The 12,108-nt window shown below is 74.6% G+C and carries 8 protein-coding genes; 5 read left to right on the forward strand and 3 right to left on the reverse strand.

Features of this window, described 5'->3' with window-relative positions; all coding sequences use genetic code 11:
- Positions 1 to 1,242, reverse strand: a 1,242-nt coding sequence (locus MET2598_RS38075) for a PAS domain-containing protein (protein ID WP_442919005.1), incomplete at its 3' end; no start/stop codon positions are given.
- A gap of 523 nt (positions 1,243 to 1,765) precedes the next feature.
- Between MET2598_RS38075 and MET2598_RS0107395 the strand changes: the two genes are divergently transcribed.
- From MET2598_RS0107395 to MET2598_RS0107410, 4 genes are all read left to right on the forward strand, one after another.
- Positions 1,766 to 2,938 carry a DUF2778 domain-containing protein gene (locus tag MET2598_RS0107395; RefSeq protein ID WP_018260396.1) on the forward strand — a complete coding sequence of 391 codons (1,173 nt, stop codon included), beginning with the start codon at positions 1,766 to 1,768 and terminating at the stop codon, positions 2,936 to 2,938.
- A 132-nt stretch (positions 2,939 to 3,070) separates the two neighbouring features.
- Positions 3,071 to 3,688 carry a TetR/AcrR family transcriptional regulator gene (locus MET2598_RS0107400; RefSeq protein ID WP_018260397.1) on the forward strand — a complete coding sequence of 206 codons (618 nt, stop codon included), beginning with the start codon at positions 3,071 to 3,073 and terminating at the stop codon, positions 3,686 to 3,688.
- Positions 3,685 to 4,980: an efflux RND transporter periplasmic adaptor subunit gene (locus MET2598_RS0107405; RefSeq protein ID WP_018260398.1), complete on the forward strand. Its 1,296-nt coding sequence runs from the start codon at positions 3,685 to 3,687 to the stop codon at positions 4,978 to 4,980. Before MET2598_RS0107400 ends, MET2598_RS0107405 begins: the two co-directional genes overlap by 4 nt.
- A gap of 8 nt (positions 4,981 to 4,988) precedes the next feature.
- Positions 4,989 to 8,171, forward strand: coding sequence for an efflux RND transporter permease subunit (locus tag MET2598_RS0107410; RefSeq protein WP_018260399.1), 3,183 nt, complete (start codon positions 4,989 to 4,991; stop codon positions 8,169 to 8,171).
- Positions 8,172 to 8,320: 149 nt separating this feature from the next.
- Here the strand turns inward: MET2598_RS0107410 and MET2598_RS0107415 are convergent, their stop codons facing one another.
- Both MET2598_RS0107415 and MET2598_RS0107420 read right to left on the reverse strand, forming a co-directional pair.
- Complete coding sequence (locus MET2598_RS0107415; RefSeq protein WP_018260400.1) at positions 8,321 to 10,174, reverse strand: aminopeptidase P family protein; 1,854 nt, start codon at positions 10,172 to 10,174, stop codon at positions 8,321 to 8,323.
- 55 nt (positions 10,175 to 10,229) lie between these two features.
- Positions 10,230 to 11,327, reverse strand: coding sequence for a DUF2125 domain-containing protein (locus MET2598_RS0107420; RefSeq protein WP_018260401.1), 1,098 nt, complete (start codon positions 11,325 to 11,327; stop codon positions 10,230 to 10,232).
- An 82-nt stretch (positions 11,328 to 11,409) separates the two neighbouring features.
- Here MET2598_RS0107420 and MET2598_RS0107425 point away from each other — a divergent pair, with 82 nt between their 5' ends.
- Positions 11,410 to 11,955, forward strand: coding sequence for a gamma-glutamylcyclotransferase (locus tag MET2598_RS0107425; RefSeq protein ID WP_018260402.1), 546 nt, complete (start codon positions 11,410 to 11,412; stop codon positions 11,953 to 11,955).
- The last annotated feature ends 153 nt before the right edge of the window (positions 11,956 to 12,108 follow it).

Genomic DNA, 12,108 nt, shown 5'->3' on the forward strand with positions numbered 1-12,108 from the left:
GGTGCGCTCGATGCGCACCTCCTCGCCGGCCAGCGCCCGCTCCACGGAGGGGCGGCGGATCGCGAATTCCTGCTCGCCGATGAGGTCGCCCATGTGGCGGCCGATCACGGCGTCGCGGGAATGCCCGAACCAGGTCTCGTAGGCGGCGTTCACGAAGCGGTAGGTGAAGGACCGGTCGATCACCGCGATGAGCACCGGCATCGCGTCGGCGACGAGGCGCAGCTCCGCCTCGCTGTCGCGCAGGGCGAGTTCGCCGACGCGGCGCGGGGTGATGTCGTTGAACAGCACGGCGACGCGGTTGAGGTCCGGCTGGTCGACCCGGTAGGCATGCACGTCGTACCAGCGCCCGAGGGCCCTGGCGGCGTTCTCGACGCGGACGGGCCGGCCGGTCCGCGCCACCTCGCCGAACAGTTCGGGCCAGTAGGGCTCGTTCTCCGGGGCGAGGTCGCGCATCTTGCGCCCGACCGGGTCGGCGAGGCCGGTCTGGCCCGCGAAGGCCGGGTTCACCTCCAGGATGCGGAAATCCTCCGCCTTGCCCCCGTCGCCGAAGAGCACCTCGATCAGGCAGAACCCGGCATCGATCGAGTTGAACAGCGAGCGGTAGCGCTCCTCGCTCACCCGCAGGGCCGCGTCGGTGCGGCGCATGGCGAGCTGCGCCATCACGGTCCGGGCCAGCGCCCGCAGGATGAAGCGCTGCGGCTCGGTCAGCTCCCGCGGCACGCGGTCGAGCACGCAGAGTGTCCCGATGGCGTAGCCCTCGGGCGTGAGGAGCGGGACGCCCGCGTAGAAGCGCAGGTGCGGGGTCTCGGCCACCAGCGGGTTGGCGGCGCGGGCGGGATCACGGTCGAGGTCGGTGAGCTCCACCACGTCGGGTGCCCGCAGCACCTCGGCGCAGAACCCGAGGTCGAGCGGCATCTCCCGCCGGTCGTGCCCGACCGCCGCCTTGATCCACTGCCGCTCCGCGTCGATGAAGTTGATATGGGCCATCGGCGTGCCGCAGGCCTGGGCCGCCATCTGGGCGATGTCGTCGAACTCGGCCTCGGGCGGCGTGTCGAGGATGGCGTAGCTGCGCAGCGCCGCGAGGCGCCGCGCGTCCCTGAGGAGGAAGGGCGGGCCGTCGGATCTCTCGCCGTGTACCGTGGCGGAGTGAGTCGTGGCGGCGCGATCGATGATGGCCTCCCGGGCGTAACGACGCTTATGTAGCGCAGCCGAGCGGACGGGATACCGGCCCGCCCGGGCGATCCCGGCGCGCCGGCCCCCGGATCCGGCCGCGCGGACCCTGGCGTATCGCTCCGCTCATGTAAAATGTTAAGAGGGAAACGGTCGATCCCCGATGGTCCCGCCTCGCCGCACCGCGGGCCCGGACCCAGCAACGCGGCCGGTCCGACCGGCGAAACATCCCCCTCTGCCTTCCTGTCGTGAGTGGTCGCGCGCGGCGGGGTGAGGGAGGGTTAAACGGGAGCGGCGGGGCCGGCCGGAGCCGAAGGCCGCCCGCACGGCGCGCGACGGCTGCCGTGAGTCCCCCTGCCGGCACCCGCCGCCGAAGCTTGAGCATAGCATTCGGCATCCCGCATGCCCTCTTATGGCCAAGCTTGTCCTGCAAACAGGAGCGCGATCACTCCGGGCTTGTTCGATCAATACGTCACACGTTCGCAACACTGCGAAACTCTCCTTCGATTGACCATAGTCTCGCCCCAGAAATGCCGGGACAGCTGCGCTCTCTCCTGCACCCGGAGCCCTCGGGCGTGTCAGGGGAGGCGAGCAGGTGGGCGGCGTGAAGATGGTTCTCGAGTCCGCGGCCTTTCCTTGGGCGGCGTTGTCGTCACCCGGACGCCGCTCCGGGCCCCTGGCCGCCGCCGTGATCGCGCTCGCGGGTCTCGCGGTCGCGGATGCCCGGCGCGCCGAAGCGCCCGTCCTGGCCCAGGCCTCCCCGGCCCAGGCCTCCCCGGCGCCGCCGGTGCTGGCCTCGGGGGAGATGACCTCGGGGGAGGCTGCCGACCCGGCGCCCGTCGCGCCGCCGCCGGAGGCTGCGCTGTCGGAGGCGGCGCTGCCGGAACCCGGAGCGGCGCTGCCGGCGCCCGCGGCCTGGGCGGCGAGGCGCGATCCGCTGCCGCTGCTCGCCGCACCGAACCCCGCCGCGTGGCAGACCGCCCTCCTCGATCCCCTGCTGCGCCCCAGCCCGGACAGGCCCGCCGACCCGGCCGAGGCGCCGTCCGACATCGCCGACGCGGCGGCGGAACCAACGCCCGCCCAGGAGGCGCCCGCGCAGGAGGCGGCGAGGCTCGCCGAGCCGGTGCCGCTGCCGGTGCCGCGCCCGCCGGAGCTGCGCCGGCCGCGGGACGGCCGCCTCGCAGAGCGCGCCGCGCGCCGCGCGGCCCGTCCCGCCTCGGCCCCGGCGACCCCGGCCGAGGACACCCGCAACCTGTTCGAGAAGCTGTTCGGCCTCCCGGCCAGCCCCTCCGCGGGCCCCGGCCTCGCCTACGCGGCCCTGGAGACCAGCCCCGCCCCGGCGCCGAGCCGGCGGCTCGTCGCCCCGATGCCGGGCCCCGACGCGGCGCGGGCGACGGCGATCTACGACATCAGCGCCCGCATCGTGACGCTGCCGAGCGGCGAGCGGCTGGAGGCCCATTCCGGGCTCGGCGACAAGATGGACGATCCCCGCTTCGTCCACGTGCCGATGCGCGGCGCCACCCCGCCCGGCACCTACGACCTCACCGAGCGCGAGCGGCTCTTCCACGGCGTGCGGGCGATCCGCCTGAACCCGGTCGGCGGGCCCGCGGCGATCCACGGCCGGGTCGGGCTCCTCGCCCACACCTACATGCTCGGCCCGAGCGGCGCCTCGAACGGCTGCGTCTCGTTCCGCCACTACGACCGCTTCCTGCAGGCCTTCCTGCGCGGCGAGGTCCGCCGCATGGTCGTGGTGGCGGGGCGGGGATAGGGCGGACCCGGCCGGCGGCCGTCCTGCGGCACCACGCCGCGGGAGCGCCGCCTTGTGTCGTTGCCGGAGCCCGCGAGACTGAACCCACGAGTTCAGTCGCCGCGACTGAACCGTCGCGTTCAGTCGGTGCGCATGAGCGAGCCCGCCCGCCCCCTCGATCCGGACCGCAGCCGCCGCATCCTGGAGGCCGGGATGCGGCTCTTCGCGCGCATGCCCTACGCGGACGTCCACATGGACGCGGTCGCGGCGGCCGCCGGCGTCGCCAAGCCCACCCTCTACCGCTACGTCCCGACCAAGGAGGCCCTGTTCATCGCCGGGCTGGCCTGGACCCTGTCCGACCTGCGCGAGGGGATCGGGGCGACGCGGGCCGCGGGCGGGGACGAGGCCGCCCGGCTCGAGGCGGCGGTGACCCTGGTGCTGGAGCGGGTGGGGCAGCTCTCGCCCGCCCTGCACGCCATCGAGAGCCGCAGCAGCGAGTTCGGCGAGCGCAGCCGCCGGGTGCTGCGCGAGGGGTTCGATGGCCTGCGCGAGGCCCTGGCCGCGCTCCTGCGCGACGGCATCGCCGCCGGCCGCTTCCGCGTGGCGGACGTGGACCTCGCCGCCATGATGATCCTCGGCGGCATCCGCATGGCCGCCCACGGCAGCGGCCGCGCCGCCCCCTCCACCCGCGACGTCGCCGCCTTCTTCCTCACCGGGCTCCAGGCCGGCGCCGCCGCGCCGCGTCCGGCCCATCTCGGAGCCGTCGCATGACCCGCCTCGTCCTGCTGCTCGCGGCCGCGCTCGCCGCCGCGGCGGGCGTCATGCTCCACCGCCACGGGGGGGATGCCCGCGCCGCCTGGATGGAGACCCGCGCGGCCCTGCCGCCGGCGCTGGCCCAGCACCTGCCGGCCGCCTTCGTGCCGCCGGTGCCGGCGAGCGCGCCGGCCGCGCCGCGCATCGCCGTCGGCACCGCCCTGGCGGGCAGCGCGGACCTGCCCATCACCCGGGCCACCGTCGGCTGGATCGAGCCCATCGCCACGGTGGTGCTGCGCCCGCGCATCGACGGCGTGATCACCGAGCAGCTCGCCCGCGACGGGCAGGTGGTCAAGGCGGGGGACGTGCTCTACCGGCTCGACGACCGCGAGCTGCGCGCCCAGATCGCCCGCGACGAGGCCGCCCTGGCCCGCGACGAGGCGACCCGCACCCGCACCCAGAACGACGTGCGGCGCGTCACGGAACTGTTCGCCCGCAACTCCGCCTCCCAGGCGCAGCTCGACCTCGCCACCGCCGAGTCGAAAGTGGCGGCGGCCAATGTCGAGGCCGCCAAGGCCGCCCTGGAGGCCGACCGGGTGCGGCTCGACCACGCGACCATCCGGGCCCCGATCGCGGGCCGGCTCGGGACCGTGCGGGTGACCGCCGGCAACCTCGTCAAGGGCAACGAATCGACCGGGACCGGCCTCGTCACCATCACCCAGATGAAGCCCCTGCGGGCGACCTTCTCGCTGCCCGAGCGCGAACTCGACCGCCTGCGCGCGGCGCTCGCCCGCCCGGAGGCGGCGCCGGTGCGGGTCTATGCCGGGACCGGCGACGGGGCGCTGGCCACCGGGCGGCTCTCCTTCGTGGATTCGAGCGTCGACCAGGCCTCCGGCACGGTGACTGCCTGGGCGTCGTTTCCCAACGAGGACGAGCGGCTCTGGCCCGGCCAGTACGTCCGCGTGGAGGTCGATCTCGGCCGGCGGCCCGGCACCGTGACGGTGCCGCAGGTCGCGGTGCAGCCCGGCCAGGACGGCAGCTTCGTCTGGGTGGTGCGCCCGGACGGCCTCGCCGAGCGGCGCGGGGTCGAGGTGATCTCGGCCGCCGCCGGCGTCGCCGCCCTGGCGCGCGGCGTGCGGGCGGGCGAGCACGTCGTCGTCGAGGGCATGCTGCGCCTGCGCGAGGGCGCTGCCGTGGCGGAGCGCCCGCAGGCCGAGCCCGGAGGTCAGGCCGAGACCAGAGGTCAGGCCGAGATTCGCGGCCAGCCGGAGACCCGGGCCGCGGCGGGCGCCCGGACCGTGATCAAGTAGGGCCGGCCATGAACCTCTCGGCCCCCTTCATCCGGCGCCCGGTCGCCACGATCCTGCTCTCGCTCGCCCTCACCCTGTCGGGCCTCTTCGCCTACCGGCTGCTGCCGGTCGCGGCCCTGCCGACCGTCGATTTCCCGACCATCTCGGTCACCGCGCAGCTGCCGGGCGCCTCGCCGGAGTCCATGGCGGCCTCGGTGGCGACGCCGCTGATCAAGGAATTCTCGACCATCCCGGCCATCGCCACGATCTCGGCGACGAACTATCAGGGCTTCACCTCGATCACGATCGAGTTCGAACTGTCCCGCAACATCGACCAGGCGGCGGCGGACGTGCAGGCGGCGATCACCCGCACGCTGCGGCGCCTGCCCGTCGAACTCACCATCCCGCCGAGCTTCCGCAAGCTCAACCCGGCCGACGCGCCGGTGATCCTGCTCGCGGTGTCGAGCGACACGACCCCGCTGCCGACCCTCGACGCCTTCGCCCAGACGGTGATCTCGCCCTCGCTCTCGACCATCACGGGCGTCGGCCAGGTCTTCGTCTACGGCAGCCAGAAATTCGCGGTGCGGATCCAGTTCGACCCGAACGTGCTCGCCGCCCGCGGCATCGGCGTCGACGAGGTCCAGGCGGCGATCTCGAACGCCAACACCTCGACCCCGGTCGGCGTGGTGGAGGGCAGGGGGCAGAACCTCACCATCCAGACCAACACCCAGCTGATGAACGCGGACGCCTTCCGCGACATCATCGTGGCCGTGCGCAACGGCCGGCCCGTGCGCCTCGGCGAGGTCGCGCGGGTGATCGACTCGGTCGAGAACAACCGCATCGCCTCCTGGAAGGACGGCCGGCGCGCCCTCGTCCTCGCCGTCCAGCGCCAGCCCGACGCCAACACCGTCGAGGTGGTCGACCGCGTCCGCGCCATGCTGCCGAGATTCGAGGAGCAGCTCGGCGGCGCCGGCACGATCGCGGTCGTCAACGACCGCTCGGTCTCGATCCGCGAGGCCGTCCACGACGTGCAGTTCACCCTGCTGCTGACCATCGGCCTCGTCGTGGTGGTGATCTACCTCTTCCTCGGCCGGCTCGCCGCGACGCTGATCCCCTCGATCGCGGTGCCGATCTCGATCATCGCCACGTTCGGCGCGATGTACCTGCTCGGCTACTCGATCGACAACATCTCGCTGCTCGGCCTGACGCTGGCGGTCGGCCTCGTCGTCGACGACGCCATCGTGATGCTGGAGAACATCGTCCGGCACGTGGAGCAGGGGGAGAAGCCCTTCGAGGCGGCCCTGAAGGGCGCGGGCGAGATCGGCTTCACCATCCTGTCGATCACGGTCTCGCTCGTCGCCGTGTTCATCCCGGTCCTGCTGATGGGCGGGGTGGTCGGCCGGATCTTCAACGAGTTCGCGATCGTGGTGACCATCGCCATCGTGGCCTCGGCGGTGATCTCCGTGACCCTGACGCCGATGCTGGCGGCCCGCCTGCCCGCCGGGGCGGCGGGCCACGGCGCCGGGACCGAGGGCCACGGCGCCGGGGCCGAGGGCCACGGCGCGCGCAGGAACCTGTTCGAGCGCGGCTTCGCCCGGCTCCAGGCGGGCTACGAGCGCGGCGTCGACCTCTGCCTGCGCCACCAGGGCGCGGTGATGCTGGTCTTCCTCGGCTCGGTCGCGCTCACCGCGGCGATGTTCGCGGCGATCCCGAAGGGGTTCTTCCCCTCGGAGGATATCGGGCAGCTGCAGATCGCCACGGAGGCGCGCCAGGACATCTCCTTCGAGGCGGTGGCGGCGCTCCAGCACGAGGCCGAGCGGGTGATCGCCCGCAACCCGGCCGTCGCCCACGTGGTCAACCGGGCGGGCTCGAACGGCTTCACGGGCACGCTCAACCAGGGCGCCTTTTTCGTGGAGCTCGTGGAGCGCGGCGCGCGCCCGCCGCTCGCCCGGACGGTGGCGGAGCTGCGCCGCGACCTCGCCGAGGTGCCGGGCCTCTCGGCCTTCATCACCCCGGTCCAGAACCTGCGCCTCGGCGGGCGCCAGTCGAAGTCGCAGTACCAGTACGTGGTGCAGGGGCTCGACCGGGCCGAGCTGGAGCGCTGGACGGTCAGGCTCACGGACGCGATGGCCCAGGATCGCGCCACCTTGGACCGCGCCACCTTCACGGGCGTGACCAACGACCTCCAGAACGCCGCCCTGCAGGCCACCATCACGGTCGACACCGACAAGGCGCAGGCCCTCGGCATCACCTCGGACCAGATCCGCCAGACCCTCTATACCGGCTTCGGCACGCGCCAGATCTCGACCATCTACAGCACCGCGGACAGCTACCAGGTGATCACCGAGTTCGATCCGCGCCTGCAATGGACGGCCGACCGCCTGGACGAGATCCGGCTGCGCGCCGCGAGCGGCAAGCTGGTGCCGCTCTCGGCGGTCGCCACGGTCGCGCGCACGCCCGGCCCGCTCTCGATCAACCAGCTCGGGCTCCTGCCCGCCGTCACCATCTCGTTCGACGTGCCGCCCGGCGTGGCGCTCGGCCAGGCGGTCTCCCGGATCGCCGAGATCAAGCAGTCGCTCGGCCTGCCGGGCACGCTCTCGACCACCTTCGCGGGCACCGCGCAGGTCTTCCAGGACGCGCTGGCCAACCAGGGCCTGCTGCTCGCCGCGGCGGTGCTGACGATCTACCTCGTGCTCGGCATCCTGTACGAGAGCTTCATCCACCCGATCACGATCCTGACCGGCCTGCCGGCGGCGGCCGTGGGGGCGCTGGGCGCGCTCCAGCTCTTCGGGATGGACCTCTCGGTCATCGCCATCATCGGCGTGCTGATGCTGATCGGCATCGTCAAGAAGAACGCCATCATGATGATCGACGTGGCCCTGGTGCTGCAGCGCGAGCAGGGTTGGACGCCGAGGGCGGCGATCCGCGAGGCCTGCCTGCTGCGCTTCCGCCCGATCATGATGACGACCGCCGCGGCGGTGATGGGCACGCTGCCGATCGCCATCGGCCACGGGGCCAGCGCGGAGCTGCGCCAGCCCCTCGGCGTGGCGGTGGTGGGCGGGCTGCTCGTGTCGCAGCTCCTCACCCTCTTCATCACCCCGGTCCTCTACCTCGCGATGGACCGGCTCGCCTCGGGGACGACGCGTCTGCTCCTCGCCCTGCGCCGCGGGCGCCTGCGCGGTCCGCGGACCGGGCGCGTGCCGGCGGAGTAGGGGCCTCGCGCGGAGGCCTCGCGCGGAGGAGTGCGGAGGCCTCGCGCGGAGGAGTCCGGCTCAGGCCGCGGTGTCCGCACCGCGCAGCCGATGATGGCCGTGCCCGGCGGCGACCCCGACCCGCGCACCGGGACGTGGGCGAACGACGCTCACGACCCCGCCGGTCCGTCCCCGGCGAGCGGCCGCGTCGCCGCGGCGAGCCAGTCCCGCGTCGCGCCGTCGAGGAGGGGCGAGAGCGCCTCCCGCACCCGCGCGTGATAGGCGTCGAGCCACGCCGCCTCCCCGGGCGTGAGCAGGTCGCGCGCGATCAGCGCCCGGTCGATCGGCGCCAGGGTCAGGGTCTCGAAGCCGAGCATCGGGCGCTCGGCGCCCGCGAGCGCGCGCTCCTCCACCAGGACCAGGTTCTCGATCCGGATGCCGTAGGCGCCGGCCCGGTAATAGCCGGGCTCGTTCGAGACGATCATCCCCGGCTGCAGGGCCGTGGTGCCGGTCTTGGCGATCCGCTGCGGCCCCTCGTGCACCGACAGGAAGGCGCCGACGCCGTGGCCGGTGCCGTGGTCGAAATCGAGGCCCGCCTCCCAGAGCGGGCGCCGCGCGAAGCTGTCGAGCTGCGCCCCCGTCGTGCCGCGGGGGAACAGCGCCGTGGCGATCGCGATGTGGCCCTTGAGCACCCGGGTGAAGCGGTCGCGCATCTCGTCGCTCGGCGGGCCCACCGCCACGGTCCGGGTGATGTCGGTGGTGCCGTCGAGGTACTGCGCGCCGGAATCGATCAGGAACAATTCGCCCGGCCGCACGACCCGGTCCGTCGCCGCGGTGACCCGGTAATGGACGATCGCCCCGTTCGGCCCGCTGCCCGAGATGGTCGGGAAGGAGATCTCCCGCAACTCGCCCCCCTCGGCCCGGAAGGCTTCGAGGCGCTCCACCGCGGCGATCTCGCTCACGCCGCCGCCCGGCGCCTCCCGGGCGAGCCAGGCCAGGAAGCGCGCCACCGCGGCCCCATCGCGGCGATGCGCCTCGCGCGCGCCCGCGATCTCGGCCGCGTTCTTCACGGCCTTCATGGCGGTGATCGGATCCGGCCCGACATCCGCGCGGCCGCCCGCCTCCTCGATGCGCCGCTTGAGCGCGACGGCGCCCGTGGCGGCGTCGAGCCGCACCCGCGCCCCCGCCCGCCCGAGCGCGTCGAGGCAGGCCGGCAGCCCGGCCGGGTCCACGCACGCGGCGAGGCCGTCGAGGGCGGCCGAGGCCTCCGCGGTGAGCTTGCCCGGATCGAGGAACAGCGTCGCGGGCGCCTCGCGCGGGATCACCGCGTAGCCCAGGGGCAGGGGCGTGTGGGCGACGTCGCTGCCGCGCAGGTTGAACGCCCAGGCGAGGTTGTGCGGGTCGGAGACGACGAGCGCGTCGGCCCTGGCCTTCGCCAGCGCCTCGCGCACGCGTTCCAGCTTGCGCGCGGCGGTCTCCCCGGCCAGCGCCTCGGGGTAGGGGAGGACGGGCGCCCGCGGCGCCGGCGGCCGGTCGATCCAGACCTGATCGACGAGGTTCATCCCCGCCGGTTCGAGCCGCCCGCCCGCCGCCGCGGCGGCCTTCTCCAGCCGGGCGACGCCGTCCGGCGTGTGCAGCCAGGGATCGTAGGCGAGCACGCCCCCCGCCGGCAGGTTGGCCTCGATCCAGGCCTCGACGCTGGTCTCGGCCAGGGGCACCGGGGTGACGAGCGCGGTGTCGACCTGGCTCGCCGCCTGCAGGGTGTAGCGGCCGTCGACCACCAGGGCGGCCCGGTCGGCCAGGATCACGGCGGTGCCGGCCGAACCGGTGAAGCCCGTGAGCCAGGCGAGCCTCTCAGCCCGGGGCGGCACGTATTCCGACTGATGCTCGTCGGCCCGCGGCACCACGAAGCCGGAGAACCCCTTCTGGAGCATCGCGGCGCGCAGGGCGGCGAGGCGCTGCGCGCCGGCGCGGTGGCTCGGATCGTCGAAGGTCTGGAATCGGGTGCGCGTCATGGGCGTCATGGGCAAGGCCTAATCGGGGCGGCCCGGCCGCGCAACGGTCCGGCCGCCGGGCCCGTCAATAGAGAGGGTCGAGCCGCAGGTTCGGCAGCGCGAAGGGCCCGACCGCGACCCGGCCGTCGACGAGCCGCACCGGCGGCAGGGGCTTGAGGGCCGCTCCGGCCGGCTGCTCCGGCGCCGGCTCCCGGGCCCGCCCGCCGCCGAGGAACTGGCCGACGAGCTTGCCGATCAGGGCGGCGTTCGCCCCGCCGATCCGCCCCTCCAGGTGGTCGCTCACCAGGGGCGCGATCACCGTGTCGAGCCCGGCGGTGCGGACCTCGAACTGCCCGGCGGGCCGGTGCGCCTCGTCGAGGTGCAGGCTGCCCTGGGCCTGGAGCCGGCCGCGGCCCTTCTCGACCGAGAGCCGCCCGAGATCGACGCTGCCCTGCGCCGCGCGCCAGCGCTCGAGCTCCTCCGCGAGCGGCCGCGTGCGGATCCCGGCGGCGCGGGTAACCGTGGCGTCGAGGACGATGTCGGCGGGCTCGGCGCTGGCCAGGAGGGAATCGAGGCGCGGCACCGCCGCCTTCTCGACGCGGGCGCTGAGGTCGATGGCGCCCTCCGCCTCGAAGCGGCCCGGCGTCGGCCGCGCGTGCAGTTCCAGGTGGTTCACCGCGAAGGCGATCGGCTCGGGCTCGACCCCCGAGACCCGGCCGTCGAGCCCGTCCGCGACCACCGACACGCGCTGGAAGCCGCCCTCGGTGAGGTGGAGCGAGCCTTCGAGGAGCCGCCAGGTCACGTCCCCGACCTTGCCCTCCTGCTCGACGTGGAACGGCCCGCTCGCCTCGACGATGAGGTGGCGCGGCTGGTAGATCTGCGCCACGGCCACGACCGGCCCGGCCGTGAAGGCGACGTCCCGGCGCGCGAAGCCGAGCCCGGCGCAGCGCAGTTCCAGCCGGAACGGGTAGCCGCCGATGCGGCGGTCGGTGCAGGTCCAGGTCCGGCCGGCCCGGGCCTCGCGGGCGAACCAGCCGTCGATCTCCCGCTCGGCCCGGCCCCGCAGCCAGACCCAGCCCGCCGACCACAGGGCCGCGATCACCAGGAGCAGGATGAAGGGGGCGAACAGCCCCAGCCGCCCGGGTCGCCTCGCGCCCCCGCCCGTCCCGCTCTGCTGCGCCATCGGCCGGCCTCCGCTCGCGATTGTACCGGGCCTCCCTAGCTGCTACCCGCCGCGGCCGGCAAGGAAGGGGGGAGGGCACGGCGTGGGCGATGGCGACGCACCCGGCGACCTGTGGGTGTTCGGCTACGGGTCGCTGATGTGGAACCCGGGTTTCCCGGTGGTCGAGCGGCGGCAGGCCCGCCTGCGCGGCTATCACCGGGCGCTCTGCGTGCTCTCCCACGTCCATCGCGGCACGCCCGAGAGCCCCGGCCTCGTGCTCGGCCTCGACCGGTGCGGCAGCTGCCGCGGCGTCGCCTTCCGGGTCGCCGGGGCGCAGGCCGAGGCGACGCTCGCCTACCTGCGTGCCCGCGAGCAAGTGACCGCCGTCTACGTGGAGCGCCGGCTCGGCGTCACGGTCGAGGACGGGCGGCGGGTGACGGCGGTGACCTACGCGGTCGACCGCACCCATCCGCAATATGCCGGCCGGCTGCCCGAGGCCGAGCTCCTGCGCCTGGTGCGCCAGGGGCGCGGCCGCTCGGGCGCCAATCCGGACTACGTCCGCAACACCCACCAGCACCTGATCGCCATGGGCGTGGCCGACCCGCTGCTGGCGCGCATCGCCGCGGCCTGTGCGGTGCCGAGCCCCTGACCGGAGGCGCCTCGGGGCGGTTCCGGCCCGCCCGCGGGCCGGGCCCCGGGCCTCGCTCGCCCGGGACGGGCGCGGCCCCGCGCCCGATGCGGCCTGAGCCTCCTGCCGCCGGCCGGGACCGGCCGCTGCCGAAGGGGTCAGCGGTTCGGCGGC

This window comes from Methylobacterium sp. WSM2598 (assembly GCF_000379105.1).
In the GTDB taxonomy this organism is placed as follows: Bacteria; Pseudomonadota; Alphaproteobacteria; order Rhizobiales; family Beijerinckiaceae; genus Methylobacterium.

Bases quoted from the DNA above. Each gene is read 5' to 3' on its own strand.
- MET2598_RS0107405 (WP_018260398.1), top strand. From the start codon at position 3,685: ATGACCCGCCTCGTCCTGCTGCTCGCGGCCGCGCTCGCCGCCGCGGCG.
- MET2598_RS0107410 (WP_018260399.1), top strand. From the start codon at position 4,989: ATGAACCTCTCGGCCCCCTTCATCCGGCGCCCGGTCGCCACGATCCTG.
- MET2598_RS0107420 (WP_018260401.1), bottom strand. From the start codon at position 11,327: ATGGCGCAGCAGAGCGGGACGGGCGGGGGCGCGAGGCGACCCGGGCGG.
- MET2598_RS0107400 (WP_018260397.1), top strand. From the start codon at position 3,071: ATGAGCGAGCCCGCCCGCCCCCTCGATCCGGACCGCAGCCGCCGCATC.
- MET2598_RS0107415 (WP_018260400.1), bottom strand. From the start codon at position 10,174: ATGACGCCCATGACGCGCACCCGATTCCAGACCTTCGACGATCCGAGC.